Here is a 17,657-nt window from a genome sequence, read left to right as displayed (position 1 = left end):
CAAGTAACCCGAAAACTTTACTGCTCCCATTTTTTATATAGGAAGTTTGTATAAGTTTTCGGGTTATTTTTTTATCTTCGCACAGCAAAAAATAGAACAGCACTGTTATGAGTTTACAAGATAAGGTAATGGCAGAAATGAAAGCAGCGATGAAAGCTAAAAATGCACCAGCATTGGAGGCATTGCGAGCTGTTAAATCGGAGTTGCTGTTGGCTAACACAAATGCTGCCACTAAAGACGGACTTTCTGAAGAGGAAGAGATTAAGCTATTACAGAAATTGGTAAAACAGCGTAAAGACAGCGCTGCTATCTACAATGAGCAAGGAAGAGCCGATTTGGCAGATCCAGAGTTGGAGCAAGCAGCAATAATCGAAAAGTTTCTTCCAGAGCAACTTAGCGAAGAGGAAATTGCGAAGGTTGTGGAAGAAATCATTGCAAAGACTGGTGCAGAAGGAATAAAAGACATGGGGAAGGTAATGGGAATGGCTTCCAAGGAATTGGCAGGTCGAGCGGATGGAAAAACTATTTCTACTGTAGTAAAAAGTAAATTGAGTTAAAAATAATAAATTCCTGCTTTAGCAGGGATAATAGGCCCCGTAGTTCAACTGAATAGAATATCAGATTTCGGCTCTGAGGGTTGCAGGTTTGAATCCTGCCGGGGTCACGAATAAATAGTTCAATAAGAAAAAACGCCAAGCTTGCTTGAGCGTTTTTTTGTTTGAACTATTTTCAAAGCGGAGCTTTGCAGGAAGGGCGAAGCCAATCCTGTTCACGAAAGGTCAATAATATTACGCCAAGCTTGCTTGAGCGTTTTTTTGTTTGAACTATTTTCAAAGCGGAGCTTTGCAGGAGGGGCGAAGCCAATCCTGTTTATGAAGGGTCAATAATATTACGCGCAAGCTTGCTTGCGCGTTTTTTTGTTTGAGCTATTTTCAAAGCGGAGCTTTGCAGGAGAAGCGAATCCAATCCTGTTCACGAAAGGTCAATAATATTACGCCAAGCTTGCTTGCGCGTTTTTTTGTTTGAGCTATTTCCAAAGGAGAGCTTTGCAGGCGGGGCGCAGCCAATCAATATACTTTCAATTATTTAGTAGGGAGATTGTTTTTTAACAGCAAGTTTTACGAGATACTTTCGATTTGTATGAACCTCTAATCGATATTATATTTATAAACAAAAAAATCCATCGGGTGAGCGATGGATTTTTATTGAGATATTTAATGAATTTATAACTTCAAAGAAGCACTCAAGATAAGTTGAGAAGGACGGGTGTCTATTCTTCCGCTTCCTCCAAACCCTACAAATTCTGCTTCGTTATCACTGAAACCTCTCTCGTAACGTAGGTCTATTCCTAAGTTTTCACCCAAGTTTACACCAACACCCATATTAAGGCCTACTGTAAAATCATTTTCAACATCATTTAAGGTTACCCCTTCTAAATCGGTATCAAGAATGTACTGTAAAGATGGTCCAGCAAAAATATGTAGAGGCCCAATAAGGTTTAGTCCTAGCAATAATGGCGCGTCTAATTTGCTCATTTCAAATTTACTATCAATATCAGCTCTTTCGTATTTCGAATTGGTTTTGGTATATACCAATTCAGGTCTAAAATACAATGTTCCGAAGTCAACTTTACCAAATCCACCTATGTGAAATCCTATTTTAGAGTCAGAGCCTATGTTTCTTGTGTCTTCGAAAACTTCGGCATCCCCGTTGGAGTTAAAATTGAAACCTCCCTTAAGTCCAAATCCAGAACCGGATTGTGCAAAGCCTGTAAAACCTGCCAAGAGGCAAATTATTAAAAGTGATTTTTTCATTTGTTTGTGTTTTTTAAGATGTTAATTAAACCTATAAACTGAAAAGCTTTCGGTTTATTTTCTTTTTAACACTTTTGTAACAGCTTTAACAATTGCTTCACTGTTTAAGCCGTACTTGTCCATTAACTGCGCAGGAGTACCACTTTCCCCAAAGGTATCTTGGGTTGCAACGAATTCCTGTGGAGCCGGTGTGTTGGTTGCCAATGTTCTAGCAACACTTTCTCCTAACCCGCCTAAAAAGTTATGTTCTTCCGCAGTAACTACACAACCTGTTTTAGAAACAGAAGCAAGAATAGCTTCCTCGTCGAGAGGTTTAATGGTATGGATGTCAAGAATATCTGCAGAGATACCTTGTTCTGCTAATTTTTCACCTGCAAGAATAGCTTCCCAAACTAAATGTCCGGTTGCAATAATGGTTACATCGGAACCGTCGTTAATTTTTACAGCTTTCCCGATTTCAAATTTCTGATCAGCAGGAGTGAAGTTCGGCACTGCAGGGCGTCCAAAACGCAAATAAACCGGACCATGATGTTCTGCAATGGCAATAGTAGCCGCTTTAGTTTGATTAAAATCACAAGGATTGATAACGGTCATTCCAGGAAGCATCTTCATAAGTCCGATATCTTCCAATATTTGGTGTGTCGCCCCGTCTTCCCCAAGTGTTAAACCAGCATGGGAAGCACAAATCTTCACGTTTTTATCAGAATAAGCGATAGATTGTCTAATTTGGTCGTAAACCCTTCCAGTAGAAAAGTTAGCAAATGTACCTGTAAAAGGAATTTTTCCACCAATAGTAAGTCCGGCGGCAATACCCATCATGTTCGCTTCAGCAATCCCAATTTGAAAGAAACGCTCTGGATTTTCGTTAATGAAATCTTGCATTTTTAAAGATCCCACCAAGTCGGCGCAAAGGGCCACTACATTTGGGTTGGTTCTACCCAGTTCGGTAAGTCCCGCTCCAAATCCGCTTCGTGTATCTATTTTTTCTGTGTATGTATATTTTTTCATTTTAAAATTTTCTTGTGTTAAACAATCAGTTGGATAAAGGCTTAATAATCCCCTAAAGTTTCTGGATTTTGAGCCAATGCTTTTTCCAATTGTTCGTCGTTTGGAGCTTTACCATGCCAAGCATGCGTACCCATCATAAAATCAACTCCATGTCCCATTACGGTGTGCAAAAGAATACAAACAGGTTTTCCTTTTCCAGTTCTGCTTTTAGCCTCTTTTAGTCCGGCAATTACAGCCTCTAGGTCGTTTCCTTTTTCAATTTCCATAACATCCCAGCCAAAAGCTTCAAACTTCTGTTTTAAATCCCCTAGCGGAAGTACATCGTTGGTTGCACCGTCAATTTGTTGTCCGTTAAGGTCTATTGTAGAAATTAAATTATCAACTTTATTTCCGGCGGCATACATAATCGCTTCCCAGTTTTGACCTTCTTGCAATTCGCCATCACCGTGCAAGCTATATACTATATGATTGTCTTTATTGAGTTTTTTAGCCAGTGCCGCACCAATAGCAACCGACATACCTTGTCCTAAAGATCCTGAAGCAATTCTAACGCCAGGTAAGCCTTCATGAGTGGTTGGGTGCCCTTGTAAACGGGAATCAATTAATCTAAAAGTGTTTAGTTCTTCCACAGGAAAATAGCCTCTTCTGGCTAAAACACTATAAAATACAGGCGAAATATGGCCATTGGATAAAAAGAACAAATCTTCGCCAATACCGTCCATTTTAAAATCGGTATCCAATTCCATAATTTCGTTATAAAGTGCTACAAAAAATTCTGCACATCCTAAAGAACCTCCAGGGTGGCCAGAATTTACTTTATGCACCATTCTTACAATATCCCTTCTTACTTGGGTTGTCAAATCGTTTAATTGTTGTGTCTCTGGCATCTGTAATCGTTAATTAATTATCTCAAACAAAAATAAACCTTTATAAAACCTTGGCAAAGTAATTTTCGACACATATTTTATTGTTTTGTTTGAAATGTAAGATTTTACGATGCTATTTTGGGCGAAAACGTACATTTCTTGACCATGAGTTCTTATATTTGCACGTTTTAATAAGAATTAGGTTGACGGTATTTTCTTCGGAAGATTACATCGATTTTATACTGAAGAGTTAGCAGGAATGGATTTTAAGTTAGTAGGAAAAGATAGCGGAAGCAAAGCAAGGGCAGGAGTAGTTACTACCGACCACGGCGAGATAGAAACGCCTATTTTTATGCCGGTAGGTACAGTGGCTTCTGTAAAAGGAGTGCATCAAAGGGAGTTGAAGGAAGATATTAATCCAGATATTATTTTGGGGAATACCTATCACCTGTATTTACGTCCGCAGACTAATATTCTTGAAGCCGCTGGTGGATTGCATAAGTTTATGAATTGGGACCGAAATATCCTTACCGATAGTGGAGGTTACCAAGTGTATTCTTTGTCTGCCAACCGAAAGATTAAAGAAGAAGGAGTTAAGTTTAAAAGTCATATTGATGGTTCCTATCATTTTTTCACCCCAGAAAATGTAATGGATATCCAACGTACCATCGGGGCAGATATCATTATGGCTTTTGATGAGTGTACACCGTACCCTTGCGATTACAATTATGCGAAACGTTCCATGCACATGACACACCGTTGGTTGGATAGATGTATTAAGCGTTTTAACGATACGCCTGATAAATATGGATATCAGCAAACGCTGTTTCCCATTGTTCAAGGTTCTACGTATAAAGATTTGCGCAAGCAATCTGCAGAATATATCGCCAATTCAGGAGCAGAAGGAAATGCTATTGGTGGACTCTCAGTCGGGGAGCCTGCTGAAGAAATGTACGCAATGACCGATGTGGTTTGTGAAATCCTTCCGGAAGACAAACCGCGTTATTTAATGGGCGTTGGAACACCAATCAATATTTTGGAAAATATTGCATTGGGTGTAGATATGTTCGATTGCGTTATGCCTACCAGAAATGCTAGAAACGGGATGCTTTTTACCGCACACGGAACCATAAACATTAAAAACAAAAAGTGGGAAGCCGATTTTTCCCCGATTGATGAAATGGGGATAACCTACGTAGATACCTACTATTCCAAAGCGTATTTGCGACATTTGTTTGCCGCTAACGAATATTTAGGAAAACAAATTGCTACAATTCATAATCTAGGCTTTTATTTGTGGTTGGTTCGTGAAGCTAGAAAACATATCTTAGCAGGGGATTTTTACGATTGGAAAAATACAATGGTAAAACAAATGGATAAGAGATTGTAGGTAGAATTGATAGGGAAGCAAATATTAAAGAGTCTAGAGTCAAGAAGTTAGACGAAAAAATTGCCAACTGATTTCTGACAACTGAACACTGAACACTGCCTACTGAATTCTGGCTACTGAATATTGAAAAACTGAAAACGATAAAGTGAAAATAATAGATTGGTATATATTAAAAAAGTATTTAATGACCTTTTTTGCAATGATTATGCTATTTATTCCCATAGGCATCATGGTGGATGTTTCGGAAAAAATAGATAAAATGATTGATAATGAAGCCCCAACCGATGCTATTATCTCTTATTATATTGATTTTACTTTTTACTTTGCCAGTTTCTTATTTCCGATATTCTTGTTTTTGTCTATCATCTGGTTTACTTCCAAACTAGCGAATAATACAGAAATTATTGCCATTTTAAGTTCGGGGATTTCATTTTGGCGCTTTTTACGGCCTTATTTTATCGGAGCTTCCATTGTGGCCGCTTTTTCATTCGTTTTGGGAATGTTTATTGTGCCGGATGCAAGTGAAGGGTATAATGACTTTAGAATAAAATATTTAAAAGGAGGTCGGGATAAAGATCGGGAAACTACTAATCTTTTCAATCAGATTAATGACAATGAATATATCTACGTAAGCAGTTTTACGCCAAGCACGAAAATTGGCTATAACTTTACGCTGGAACATTTTGACGGAAACGAACTTCAGTATAAAATAAGAGCGAGCAATATACGGTGGATCGATAAAGACAGCACCTACCGATTGAGTGGTTATGTGAAGAGAACGGTAGGCGAAAACAACGATATTCTGGAAAAGGAAAACCGTTTGGATACGCTATTCGAATTCGATTTAGATGATCTCACGCCTGTTTCGTATGTGGCCGAAACCAAAAATTTATTCGAACTTAATCAATTTATAGAAGAACAACGAAAAAAGGGCGCGCCCAACATCAACACCTATTTGGTGGTTAAATACAAACGGTGGAGCCTGCCTATTTCGGCATTTATTTTAACCCTTATTGCAGTTTCTGTGTCTTCCATGAAACGAAGGGGCGGTATGGGTGTGAACTTGGCCATTGGTATTTCCTTGGCTTTTATGTTCATTTTCTTTGACAAGGTATTTGGTACCATGGCAGAACAATCTGATTTTTCACCTTTATTGGCGGTTGCCATTCCTAACATTTTATTTGGGATCCTCGCGATCTACCTTCTTAACAATGCTAAACGATAAACTTAAAAATTATCTTCATCTACACTTTATTGTGTTTATTTGGGGATTTACGGCAGTGCTTGGTGCACTTATTACCATCGATGCAATTCCGCTGGTATGGTTCAGGATGCTTTTGGCTTCTTTCTTTGTTTGGCTATACGTAGCTTTTAAAAAGTTTCCGCTTAAAGTCCCAAAAAAGGCGTTGGGAATTTTTATAGTGGCTGGAATAACTATCGCCTTGCATTGGATTTTCTTTTTTATGGCCATTAAAGTTTCTAATGTTTCGGTAACCTTGGCAACTATTTCAACAGGTGCTTTTTTTACTGCAATATTGGAACCTATTTTTTACAAAAGAAAAATCATCTGGTATGAAATTGCTTTTGGGGTGATTGTTGTTTTCGGACTTTACATTATTTTTTCGGTAGAGACAGCCTATTTTCTTGGAATAGTGTTCGCCTTAATTGCAACGTTATTATCAGCAACATTTTCACTTATAAATGGTAAGCTTGCCAAACAGCATAAACCCTCTGTAATTTCTTTTTATGAGCTGACTTCCGGAGTAATATTTATCAGTCTTTATTTATTGGTGACGGGAAGCTTTTCTTCGGAATTTTTCATACTTTCTGCATCAGATTGGATCTATTTAGTACTTTTGGGAAGCATCTGCACCGCTTATGCCTTTATCGGATCCGTGAAAGTAATGAAGCTTATCAGTCCGTACACGGTGATGTTGACCATAAATATGGAGCCGATTTACGGAATTATTTTAGCTTTTGTAATTTTAGGGTCATCCGAAGAAATGAGCGAAGAATTTTATATTGGAGCTTTAATTATTCTGTCTACTGTGCTGGCTAACGGCATTTTAAAGAATTCTTTAAAAAGAAAAGCGCTAGTAGGACAGACTAAATAGTTTAAAATTTTATATTTGTACGCTAATAAATTATCAAAACAAAACTCATGGAGTATTTAGATTTTGAGTTGCCAATCAAAGAACTTGAAGAACAGTTGGATAAATGTAAAGTTCTTGGATCAGAAAGTGATATCGACGTTTCTGATACCTGTAAGCAATTAGATAAAAAGTTAGAAAAGACCAAAAAAGAAATATATAAAAACTTGACTGCCTGGCAGCGGGTTCAATTATCGAGGCATCCCTCAAGACCTTACACATTAGATTATATTAAGGCGATTTGCGGAGATACATTTTTAGAGCTTCATGGCGATAGAAATGTAAAAGATGACAAAGCGATGATTGGCGGATTGGGTAAAATAGGAGACCAAACCTATATGTTTATCGGTCAGCAAAAAGGGTATAATACTAAAACCCGTCAGTATCGAAACTTTGGGATGGCAAATCCTGAAGGATACCGAAAAGCGCTTCGCCTCATGAAAATGGCAGAAAAATTTAATATTCCTGTTGTTTCCTTGATCGACACTCCCGGTGCTTATCCTGGAATTGAAGCCGAAGAAAGAGGACAAGGGGAAGCCATTGCAAGAAATATATTGGAAATGACCCGCCTTAAAGTGCCAATTATTGTTTTGATCATTGGTGAAGGTGCTTCTGGAGGAGCCTTAGGAATAGGGGTAGGAGATAAGGTATTGATGCTGGAAAATACATGGTACTCGGTAATCTCCCCAGAATCCTGTTCTTCTATTCTTTGGAGAAGCTGGGAATACAAGGAGCAAGCTGCAGAAGCTTTAAAACTTACTGCTACCGATATGAAAAAACTTCATTTGGTAGATGACATTATTAAAGAACCATTGGGTGGAGCTCATGCTGATAGGGAAACTACTTTTAAAACCGTAGAAAAGAAAATTTCTTCGGTTTATGAAGAATTAAAAAAGTTATCCCCAGCCGATTTAGTTAAAAAACGTATGGACAAATATTCAAACATGGGAGTGTTCAGCAATTAACCCCTTTGTTTGTTACCTTATTGTTAAGACCGAAGTTTGCGCTTCGGTTTTTTTTAACTTTATTAACAAGAATTAAAAGTTATCAACAGGTAAATTGTTGACGATCAGTTAAAAACGAAGACTGATTTTTAACCCGATGTAAGACCACAATTATTTACATTCGTAGTCATGGAAAAAATAAACCCAATACAAGGAGTCAAAATAGATAAGTCCAATATAATTCAATTGGAAAAAGGGAAAATACCCCCGCAAGCCATTGATTTAGAGGAGGCTGTGTTGGGTGCGATGATGATTGATAAGAAAGGGGTAGATGAAATTATTGATATTCTACACCCAGATGCTTTCTATAAAGATGCCCATAAATACATCTACGAAGCGGTTGTTCAGCTTTTTGAAACCTCAGAGCCGATTGACTTATTAACAGTTTCTGCGCAGTTGAAGAAAAACAAAAGACTGGAAAGTGTAGGTGGGGATTTTTACTTGATTCAACTTACGAAAAAAGTGTCTTCATCGGCGCATATTGAGTTTCATGCACGTATTATCCTTCAGAAATACATTCAGCGAAGCCTTATAAAAATTTCAAGTGAAATTATTGAAGATGCTTACGATGAAGGAACGGATGTTTTTGATCTTTTGGACAATGCCGAGGCTAAATTGTATGAAGTAACCCAGGGGAATATTAAAAAATCTTCAGAAACTGCTCAAAGCTTGGTTATTCAAGCCAAGAAAAAAATTGAAGAAATTTCCAATAAGGAAGGTTTGAGTGGAATTCCATCAGGCTTTGATAAATTGGATAAGTTAACATCTGGTTGGCAACCCAGTGATTTAATTATTGTGGCGGCAAGACCAGGTATGGGTAAAACCGCGTTAACGCTTTCCATGGCGAGAAATATGGCGGTAAACTCTAATATTCCTGTAGCTTTTTTCTCTCTGGAGATGTCCTCTGTACAGTTAATTACTCGTTTGATTTCTTCGGAAACTGGTTTGTCTTCAGAAAAACTGAGAACTGGTAAACTGGAGAAGCACGAGTGGGAGCAGCTTAACGTAAAAGTAAAATCGCTAGAGTCTGCGCCGTTATTTATAGATGATACGCCTTCCCTTTCTATTTTCGATTTAAGGGCAAAAGCACGTCGTTTAGCATCCCAACACGGCATTAGAATGATAATAATAGATTACTTGCAATTAATGACGGCTGGAGGGTCGCAAAAGGGAGGAAACCGTGAGCAGGAAATTTCTACCATTTCCCGAAACCTAAAAGCGCTGGCAAAAGAATTGAACGTTCCGGTAATTGCATTATCTCAGCTTTCCCGTGCGGTAGAAACTCGTGGGGGAAGTAAAAGACCATTGCTTTCCGATCTACGTGAATCTGGGGCGATTGAGCAGGATGCCGATATTGTTTCCTTTATATACCGTCCTGAATATTATAAAATTGAGGAGTGGGACGACGAAGAACGCAGTCCAACACAGGGACAAGGAGAATTTATTGTTGCTAAGCACCGTAACGGTGGTCTGGAGAACATACGCCTTAAGTTTATCGGTCACCTTGGTAAGTTTGACAACCTAGACGATTTCGATTCACCTTTCGAGTTCCAATCAAAAATGAACGACGGAGATGAGAATCCGTTTAGCACCAAAGACCTTCCAAGCGCCGACGAAGCTTTTGGTAGTTCCATGAACAATGATTTTGACGATAATGACGTGCCGTTTTAAACTTTGTGAATAGTAATTTGCAAGATGTTCTTCCTATTTTTAGGAAGCTTTAATAATTTGTTCAGCAAGATGAACAAGATTAGTAACGTTAAAATCTGATTTTGGGTAGAAGGGATTATAAATCTCTTTTTTTCTTTGGATGTATGCTGTTTTAAGTCCAGCCTTCTTAGCTCCGAATAAATCCCAATCGTGTGAAGCCACCATAATCAATTCGGAAGTTTTTAAGTCTTGTTTTTCTGCCACGGATAAATAAATATCCTTAAATGGTTTATACTTTTCAACACTGTCTACTGAATAGAAACCATCGAACAAATGCAAAATTTCAGCATTCGAAAGTTGCTCTTGCATCATTTCCTTGGAGGAGTTAGACACAGCAAATAACTTGATATTTTCATTTTTTAGATGCTGAAGTGCCGATTTTACGTCTGTATAAGCGGGTAACTTTTTAAAGGCGCTTAGTATTTCTTGTTTGGTTTCCTTTGTCAGCTTTTTATCGTTTTCATAAAAAACATTTTCTAAAGCAGCGCCAGCCAACTCTCCAAAATTATGGTAAGTATCCATTATTCCTAATACAGTAGAGCTGTGTAATAGCTTTGCAAACCAATATTTTAAAACAAAGGGATCCTCAAAATACTTTTTGAATTCTTTATCCAACAAATTTAAATTGAGTAGCGTTTCATTCATGTCAAAAAAGACAGCTCTAATCATAATTTGGTATGTTTAGCCCTAAAACAATGTCTCTGTTGGCTGTTAAAATATCATTTTTCATTTCAAGTTGAATTACCCCAGAACCACCACGGTTTTTATCGGACTGTTTAATTTTATCTATTAGCAAAGGGTCACTTTCAAATAGATAATTGGACAGGTAGTAGGGAACTGTGTTTGGCTCCTTCACATAAATATGAATGTGTTCAGGTTCGTTGCTCGTTGGGTAACTCGCCGGACGAAACGTATAAAAAATATACTTACCATCATTTCCAGTTTTTAGCCATGTTCTGTGCTGCCCATGTCTTTTTTCCCAGCCTATCGGCTGGTTACTCGATTGGTAAATTCCTTTTCGGTCTACTTGATAGATGTATAACACAACATCGCTGGCAGGCGTTTTTCCATCCTTTTGAAAAACGGTTCCAGTTATTTTTATTTTCGGGTCATTTTTCAAAAAGCCGGGAATTGTATCGATGGCATTTGGTTTTATATTTAATTTCTTATAATCCAACAAAGCCTCACAATCTTCACAGGGACCACCTACATTTCTTTCCGTTTGTCCTTTACAAGAACTAACATTTAGAAGCAAAATAATTAAAAATACATTCAAGTAAATATTCATGATTTTAATTTCATTCCGTACCAGCATCATTGATAATGGTCTTTGGTTACAATCAAAATAGTATCAATAACTATTCCATTGAGTGTACTCCAAACATGTTTCCTTCGGTATCAGAAGCTAGCACGATGAAACCATGCTGCCCAATAGCCATTTTTGGTTTAAAAATTTTTCCACCTGCCTTTTCAACGCGGTTTTCTTCCACACTGCAATCCTTACTACCAAAGTAAATAAGTGTGCTGTTGTTACCAGGGGATACACCTTCCATTTTGGCTAGGGCTCCACCGGCACCGTGGTTATTCATATCTGAAGGGAAAGTGTACATTTCCATGTCGTCTTCCGTAGGATTTGGTAAATGTTGCATGGTAGTTTGAAAAACTTCTTCATAAAATTTCTTCGCCCTGTTCATGTCGGTTACATAAATTTCAAACCAAGTGGCAGGGTTGGGTAAGGCTGCATTTTTCATATTAAAAGAATTATTGGTTAATGAGTTTTTTGTTTTTATATAGCTAATATTCAGTGGGTTGAAAGTAAAATTAGTAAAAAAAATAATGCGATATCCCAGTTTTTAAAATAGGAATAAAAAGTAATTGTTTGATAATGTTTACTTTACAGTGGAAGCTACGTTAAAATAGTTCTACTGCCAGTTGGAAGAAAAATTAATTGCTAGATTTGAAGTTAAACCATGGGAAGATTGCGAATTCGCATTTCTTCCGCAACTGTAAACACACCTAACGTATGAAATTGAATGTTTTAAGAGTCTTTATTTTCTTGTTTTTCAGCAATTATATGCTGGCTAACGATATTGATAAATATTTGCTTTTCCCTCCGCAGGAAATGACCATAAAACAAGATGCCCCTGCCATCAAACAATTGCAATTAACGGATTTTAAAAACTTTTTACAGACCAGTATTCAAAAGAATTCTGCCGGTATTTGGCAGTTGACTCTTGGGAACGAAGTGATTGATGTTCATTTTGCAATTGATGCTAGTCTGGCTCATTTTGATGCGTATGCGTTGAACATTAAAAAGTCTTCCGTTAATCTCATTGCCAAAAACAAGAATGCTCTTTTATATGGGAAACAAACTTTATTGCACTTAGTAGAATATGCGCAGTCTAAAAATAAGGCGCTTCCTACAGTGCAGATTTCAGATTGGGCTAATTTTGAAAAAAGGGGCTACATGCTCGATGTTAGTAGAGATAAAGTTCCTACCATGCGCAGCCTTTACCAGCTTATAGATCAATTGGCTTCTATGCGTTTTAATGAATTTCAATTATATATTGAGCACACCTTTGCCTATAGAAATCACTCGGTAGTTTGGGAGAATGCTAGTCCGCTTACGGCGGAAGAAATACAACAGCTCGATGCATATTGTGTAAAAAAAGGGATTGATTTAGTACCGAATCAAAATTCCTTTGGGCATATGGAAAATTGGTTGAAGCATGATGAATACCTTGATTTAAGTGAATGTGAAACCGATTGTAACACTATTTGGGGGAATCGTAAAAGAACGGCGCTGGCTCCCACTAATCCTGCCTCTTTTGAATTAATGCAAGAGTTATATGCCGAGTTGATACCCAATTTTTCCAGTAAATACGTTAATATTGGATGTGATGAAACGGTGGAATTAGGATTAGGTAAATCCAAGGCGCTTAGCGACGAAATTGGTAAGGGACAGGTGTACTTGGATTTTCTTAAAAAGTTAAATGCTGAAATAAATAAAAATGGAAAGCTCACCCAATTTTGGGGTGATATTATTCTGAACCATCCCGAACTCATTAAGGATTTACCGGATAATATGACAGCATTGGTCTGGGGGTATGATGCAACTTACCCATTTGATGAAAACTTGGCGAAGTTCCATGAGGCAGGTATCGATTTTTATGTTTGTCCAGGAACTTCCACATGGCGTTCCGAAATTGGGAGGAACCATAATGCTTTTATCAACCTTAAAAACGCTGCTGTAGAAGGCCAAAAATATGATGCAAAAGGATTCTTACTTACCGAGTGGGGGGATTTTGGTCATTTTCAACCTAAATCAGTGAGTTATCCAACATTGATGTTAGGAGCGAGCTATGCTTGGAATTATAAAGATAAAACCTCAGACAATCTTGCCTTTTTGCTCAATACGTATCTATTTAAAGATGCAACAGGCAATACTGCCAAAGCACTGCTAACCTTAGGAGATGCCTATTTAAAAGCTGATATTCCTGCAGGAAATGCCAACGCGTTTCATTTAATGATTCGTAGGTATAAATGGACCATGATGGGGCATTACCAAACCAAACATCTCAATAAAAAAGGGTTATTGGCTGCTCAACAGGAAATTGAGAAAGGGTTAAATTATCTTCAAAAAGCAAAGCCAACTTCTATCGATGCGGCTATCCTTGTTCAAGAGTTACAGCAGGCCGCTAGTTTGGCATTGTTTGGTATTGAGTTAGGTTTGGCTAGACTCGACGCTAAGAATTTGGCAACAGAAGGAATTTCTTCACGTAAAAAAGAAGAATTATCAGAAGAACTTTCTGAACTAATAGAAAACCATAAAAAAGTTTGGGTTTTAAGAAATAGGGAAGGGGGATTAGCAGATTCCGCAGGGAAATTAGAAGAATTAGTAGAATATCTAAACCAGTAAATTTAAAGACTATCAAGCCTATCTTTTACAGATAGGCTTTTTATTTTGGTTTAATGGGAGACCGCTTTTAACCCAATGATGGAACAAATTAAGGTTGTAATAAAGAATAACCGTAAAAACGTAGCAGGTTCTTTAAATACTAGAATACCTACTAAAACAGTACCCACCGCGCCAATTCCTGTCCATACGGCATAGGCAGTTCCCATGGGTAAACTTTGGGTAGCTTTAATAAGTAGCCCCATGCTTATTAAAAGAGTAACAACAAAGCCTGCATACCACATATACATTTCATTCCCTGTAGCTTCTTTGGCCTTGCCTAAGCAAAAGGCAAAAGCAACCTCAAATAGGCCTGCAATAATTAGAATAATCCAATTCATTGTTTACGATTGTTTTTGTAAATAGGCTATTCCGCCCAAACGGATTTGCTGCAAATCATTTGCCATTCGTCATTTTTTTTCTGAAGCAAATTAAAGCCGCCGCCATATGTATTTCTATAGTAATAAACTGCCATGGAATCCCCTCTAAAAACCACAGGAAATGAAATAGTTTCGGTTTTGTGCGGCAAGTGCTTTTTACTCATTTTTGAATGCAAACCTGTAACTGATCGATCAATTCTACCCACACTTTGCAGCCTAAACTTTTCTTTAATATATGCCAGTTCTTCTACTGAAATTTTACCGGTGACGTCTTCAACGGTAGGAGTGCAAAGGTAAAAGTCGGTTAATTCTTCCTCAAACAAGGTGTCTAGAGGTTTCCCGATATCCGAAGTAATACTTTCATAATATATTTTGTTACTGGAGTGTTTCACAATGGCCTTTAGCGCCTCTTTGGAAGGTTTATCCAGTCTAGTTGAAGAGCAACTGAGTATCGAAAAAAACGATATGGTCACTAAAAGATATTTCACATTAAAAATTTTCATGAGGTAAATACGAATTGTTATCGCTAATATACAAATACGTTATTAGTCAGTCGCTGGTGTTGTCTAAATTTAAGAATACTTTTTCGCAGCCGACGCTAGGTTTCGCTCGTACTAATCCAAGAATGAATTCATTTAGCTGTGTTAACCATACTTTTAGGTACTACGGTTATTTTTTTAGGTGTTACACCTAAAATTTTAGGTTCGACACCTAAATTTTTAGGTCCCGAGCCTAAAGTTTTAGCCTCTTGACCTAAACGTTTAGCCTTATTCGTTAAATTTTTAGGTAAATCACCTAAACGTTTAATGAGCATACCTAAAGTTTTAACCCTTATACCTAAAGTTTTAAGCGGGAAGCCTAAAAATATGATCAAAACACCTAAACGGATCATGACAGGACGTAAAAGGAAGGTTGTTTTGCCAAAAAAGAGGATGGATAGACCTAATAGTTTATTGATTCGCGCTTAAATATTATCTCCTACGTATGAGAGAAAAAAATAAAGGGAAAAAAATCAACTTGAAAAGAACAGTGTTAAAAACCAGTCTTTTTTAATATCCTTTTGTAAGAATTATACTTATTTTAGTTGATATTATGAATGCTATGCGTTTCTATGCTAGTCAGCTGCAAGCTTAAAAAACACCGGATATAATAAATGAATATAAAGCATAATCAAATAAATATAACGGAAGAAAACCCATTTGAAAACTGTAAACTTAACAGAAAAAAATATGCTGACGTTCTTTCAAACATAGTTAATTCTTATACCTATGGTTTTGTCCTTCGAATAAATAATAAATGGGGAACTGGAAAAACCACGTTTGTAAAAATGTGGGAACAATATTTAAACAATGAGCAGATTTGAACTTAATAATTTTGAAAATGTACTTTTGATTGATGATTCAATCTTAATTAGCAATACGTTCTATCAGTCTGTTGACCATTTTAAGTTTCGAAATAAAAATTCCAAATCAGATGAACTCATTGCAATTGCAAGTATTCATGAGATTCAATACCATTCCATAGGAAACGTATTGACCTTAAAGGTTGGACTAAGGGTTGTGAAGCTAGAATTTAGTAAACACGAAAGGATGCTAGAATTCATAGATGTTGTAAAAAAAGATGATTTTAAGCTTATGAAAGAAGAAAGTATAGGCTTTAAAGGGGTGTCGGTTCAAGTGCTATTTTTCTTATTCATTCTTTTAATAATAGCATTTGTAATATTTGAAAAATCAGGAGTAAATGGAATTTTAAGAAAGACGTCTTTATTCGCAGGAATCATAGTAGCCGTATTTATAATAATTAAAAAACTATTAAAAAGTAAAATCGTGACTTATAAAAATGCTACTCATCACTAGTTTAAAACTTCTCTGAAATAGCTGGCAGTTACATCAGAAATCACTTTATACTTTGCAGGTTGAATTATTCTAATAAATTGAGAACCCCAACAACCCTACTTTTCATTCAATAAAATTATGTTTTTGCCTTTTCAGGGTGTAACTTTGGCATTTTAACCGAATATTCAACATAACTGCATACAAATGAACATCCTTATTTTAGGTTCTGGAGGCCGAGAGCACACATTTACTTGGAAAATTGCACAGAGTGAAAAAACTACAAAGCTGTTTGTAGCACCCGGAAATGCGGGTACAGCCAAAATAGCAACCAACGTAGCTATTTCTGTAACCGATTTTCCTGCAATTAAAAAATTGGTATTAGACGAGAAAATAGAAATGGTGGTTGTAGGCCCAGAAGATCCTTTGGTGCAAGGTATTCACGACTTTTTCTTAAATGATAATGCCCTTAAAAGTATTCCCGTTATTGGACCTGATAAGAGTGGCGCCATTTTGGAAGGAAGCAAGGAGTTTGCCAAAGAGTTCATGGCACGACACAACGTTCCAACGGCGGCGTACCAAAGCTTTACGGCTAAAAGTCTAGAGGCAGGATATGAATTTTTAGAAACTTTAAATCCGCCTTACGTTTTAAAGGCAGACGGACTCGCAGCTGGAAAGGGTGTTTTGATTATAAACGACCTTGAAGAAGCTAAAGTGGAGCTTAAAAACATGTTGGTGGATGCCAAGTTTGGTAATGCCAGCAACAAAGTAGTTATCGAAGAGTTTTTAAGCGGTATTGAGTTAAGTGTGTTTGTACTTACGGATGGTAAAAACTACATCACGTTACCTACAGCCAAAGACTACAAGCGTATTGGAGAAGGAGATACTGGCCTAAACACAGGTGGTATGGGCGCAATTTCCCCAGTTCCTTTTGCTGATGCTGAGTTTATGCAAAAAGTAGAGGAGCGCATTGTTAAGCCTACTATTGAAGGTTTTCAAAAAGATGAAATTAATTACAAAGGCTTCGTTTTCATAGGCTTGATTAAAGTGGATAATGAACCTTACGTTATTGAATACAACGTGCGTATGGGAGACCCAGAAACAGAAGTGGTTATTCCAAGAATTAAAAATGACATGGTAACCATGCTTACCGCTGTAGCGGAAGGTAATCTGGATTCTGTTAAGTTGGAACTGGATAAAAGAACAGCTACTACAGTTGTGGCAGTTTCCGGAGGCTATCCTGAAGCATACGAAAAAGGAAAGGAAATTACCGGGATTGATAACGTAACTGACTCGATAGTTTTCCATGCAGGAACACAGTTGAAGGGCGATACCGTGCTATCATCAGGGGGACGTGTGTTGGCGGTAACTTCTTATGGAAATGATTTTAAAGAAGCGTTGGCAACATCGTATGCTAGTTTAGAAAAAATCAGTTTTGATAAAATGTACTTCAGAAAAGACCTAGGTTTCGATTTATAATTGTATTTTTCAGTTAGTTTACGACTTGGGAATATGATTGAGACAAATTTTACATATACAAAGGAGCAT

Annotated in this window: 19 protein-coding genes and 1 tRNA gene; 11 read left to right on the top strand and 9 right to left on the bottom strand. The window is 37.2% G+C overall.

Annotation, left to right across the window (positions count from 1 at the left end):
- The first annotated feature begins 107 nt into the window (after positions 1-107).
- Both NDQ75_RS00615 and NDQ75_RS00610 read left to right on the top strand, forming a co-directional pair.
- Positions 108-557 carry a GatB/YqeY domain-containing protein gene (locus tag NDQ75_RS00615; RefSeq protein WP_202028834.1) on the top strand — a complete coding sequence of 150 codons (450 nt, stop codon included), beginning with the start codon at positions 108-110 and terminating at the stop codon, positions 555-557.
- 33 nt (positions 558-590) lie between these two features.
- A tRNA-Arg gene (locus NDQ75_RS00610) sits at positions 591-664 on the top strand.
- Between the two features lie 559 nt (positions 665-1,223).
- On the opposite strand, the gene NDQ75_RS00605 is transcribed toward NDQ75_RS00610, so the two are convergent.
- From NDQ75_RS00605 to NDQ75_RS00595, 3 genes are read right to left on the bottom strand one after another with little or no spacing between them, the layout of a single operon-like run.
- Positions 1,224-1,814 carry a porin family protein gene (locus NDQ75_RS00605; RefSeq protein WP_202028833.1) on the bottom strand — a complete coding sequence of 197 codons (591 nt, stop codon included), beginning with the start codon at positions 1,812-1,814 and terminating at the stop codon, positions 1,224-1,226.
- Between the two features lie 54 nt (positions 1,815-1,868).
- Positions 1,869-2,822, bottom strand: a complete 954-nt coding sequence (locus NDQ75_RS00600; RefSeq protein WP_202028832.1) for a transketolase family protein — start codon at positions 2,820-2,822, stop codon at positions 1,869-1,871.
- A gap of 41 nt (positions 2,823-2,863) precedes the next feature.
- The gene (locus NDQ75_RS00595; RefSeq protein ID WP_202028831.1) at positions 2,864-3,709 is read right to left on the bottom strand and encodes a transketolase; all 846 of its coding nucleotides are present in this window, start codon (positions 3,707-3,709) and stop codon (positions 2,864-2,866) included.
- Between the two features lie 238 nt (positions 3,710-3,947).
- On the opposite strand from NDQ75_RS00595, the gene tgt reads away from it, so the two are divergent.
- The 5 genes from tgt to dnaB all read left to right on the top strand — a co-directional run bounded on the left by tgt (position 3,948) and on the right by dnaB (position 9,903).
- Complete coding sequence (gene tgt / locus NDQ75_RS00590) at positions 3,948-5,078, top strand: tRNA guanosine(34) transglycosylase Tgt (RefSeq protein ID WP_202028830.1); 1,131 nt, start codon at positions 3,948-3,950, stop codon at positions 5,076-5,078.
- Between the two features lie 145 nt (positions 5,079-5,223).
- Positions 5,224-6,303: an LptF/LptG family permease gene (locus tag NDQ75_RS00585; protein WP_202028829.1), complete on the top strand. Its 1,080-nt coding sequence runs from the start codon at positions 5,224-5,226 to the stop codon at positions 6,301-6,303.
- On the top strand, positions 6,290-7,192 hold the full coding sequence (locus tag NDQ75_RS00580) for a DMT family transporter (protein WP_202028828.1): 903 nt from the start codon (positions 6,290-6,292) through the stop codon (positions 7,190-7,192). Before NDQ75_RS00585 ends, NDQ75_RS00580 begins: the two co-directional genes overlap by 14 nt.
- A 47-nt stretch (positions 7,193-7,239) precedes the next feature.
- On the top strand, positions 7,240-8,193 hold the full coding sequence (locus NDQ75_RS00575; RefSeq protein WP_202028827.1) for an acetyl-CoA carboxylase carboxyltransferase subunit alpha: 954 nt from the start codon (positions 7,240-7,242) through the stop codon (positions 8,191-8,193).
- 168 nt (positions 8,194-8,361) lie between these two features.
- Positions 8,362-9,903, top strand: coding sequence for a replicative DNA helicase (dnaB, locus tag NDQ75_RS00570; protein WP_202028826.1), 1,542 nt, complete (start codon positions 8,362-8,364; stop codon positions 9,901-9,903).
- A gap of 39 nt (positions 9,904-9,942) precedes the next feature.
- Here the strand turns inward: dnaB and NDQ75_RS00565 are convergent, their stop codons facing one another.
- From NDQ75_RS00565 to NDQ75_RS00555, 3 genes are all read right to left on the bottom strand, one after another.
- Positions 9,943-10,611, bottom strand: a complete 669-nt coding sequence (locus NDQ75_RS00565) for a haloacid dehalogenase type II (protein WP_202028825.1) — start codon at positions 10,609-10,611, stop codon at positions 9,943-9,945.
- Positions 10,604-11,230: a dioxygenase family protein gene (locus NDQ75_RS00560; RefSeq protein ID WP_202028824.1), complete on the bottom strand. Its 627-nt coding sequence runs from the start codon at positions 11,228-11,230 to the stop codon at positions 10,604-10,606. The genes NDQ75_RS00565 and NDQ75_RS00560 overlap by 8 nt, the downstream gene beginning before the upstream one ends.
- 70 nt (positions 11,231-11,300) lie before the next feature.
- The gene (locus tag NDQ75_RS00555) at positions 11,301-11,693 is read right to left on the bottom strand and encodes a VOC family protein (protein WP_202028823.1); all 393 of its coding nucleotides are present in this window, start codon (positions 11,691-11,693) and stop codon (positions 11,301-11,303) included.
- A gap of 272 nt (positions 11,694-11,965) precedes the next feature.
- On the opposite strand from NDQ75_RS00555, the gene NDQ75_RS00550 reads away from it, so the two are divergent.
- Positions 11,966-13,861 (top strand): beta-N-acetylhexosaminidase, encoded by a 1,896-nt coding sequence (locus NDQ75_RS00550; RefSeq protein WP_242513686.1) that lies wholly within the window; start codon positions 11,966-11,968, stop codon positions 13,859-13,861.
- Between the two features lie 50 nt (positions 13,862-13,911).
- On the opposite strand, the gene NDQ75_RS00545 is transcribed toward NDQ75_RS00550, so the two are convergent.
- From NDQ75_RS00545 to NDQ75_RS00535, 3 genes are all read right to left on the bottom strand, one after another.
- The gene (locus NDQ75_RS00545; RefSeq protein WP_202028822.1) at positions 13,912-14,238 is read right to left on the bottom strand and encodes a DMT family transporter; all 327 of its coding nucleotides are present in this window, start codon (positions 14,236-14,238) and stop codon (positions 13,912-13,914) included.
- A gap of 26 nt (positions 14,239-14,264) precedes the next feature.
- Positions 14,265-14,765, bottom strand: coding sequence for a hypothetical protein (locus tag NDQ75_RS00540; protein ID WP_202028821.1), 501 nt, complete (start codon positions 14,763-14,765; stop codon positions 14,265-14,267).
- Positions 14,766-14,908: 143 nt separating this feature from the next.
- Entirely contained in the window at positions 14,909-15,169 is a 261-nt protein-coding gene (locus NDQ75_RS00535; RefSeq protein WP_202028820.1) for a hypothetical protein, read from the bottom strand.
- A gap of 261 nt (positions 15,170-15,430) precedes the next feature.
- Between NDQ75_RS00535 and NDQ75_RS00530 the strand changes: the two genes are divergently transcribed.
- The 3 genes from NDQ75_RS00530 (at position 15,431) to purD (ending at position 17,588) form a co-directional block, all read left to right on the top strand.
- Positions 15,431-15,640 (top strand): P-loop NTPase fold protein, encoded by a 210-nt coding sequence (locus tag NDQ75_RS00530; protein ID WP_202028819.1) that lies wholly within the window; start codon positions 15,431-15,433, stop codon positions 15,638-15,640.
- Complete coding sequence (locus NDQ75_RS00525; RefSeq protein WP_202028818.1) at positions 15,627-16,133, top strand: hypothetical protein; 507 nt, start codon at positions 15,627-15,629, stop codon at positions 16,131-16,133. Before NDQ75_RS00530 ends, NDQ75_RS00525 begins: the two co-directional genes overlap by 14 nt.
- A gap of 183 nt (positions 16,134-16,316) precedes the next feature.
- A complete protein-coding gene (gene purD, locus NDQ75_RS00520) occupies positions 16,317-17,588 on the top strand; it encodes a phosphoribosylamine--glycine ligase (protein WP_202028817.1) in 1,272 nt (423 codons plus the stop codon).
- Positions 17,589-17,657 lie beyond the last annotated feature (69 nt).

It is taken from the genome of Galbibacter mesophilus (assembly GCF_023721415.1).
In the GTDB taxonomy this organism is placed as follows: Bacteria; Bacteroidota; Bacteroidia; order Flavobacteriales; family Flavobacteriaceae; genus Galbibacter; species Galbibacter mesophilus.
Note: the sequence above shows the minus strand (reverse complement) of the source record. Positions and strands in the feature narration are given on the sequence as shown.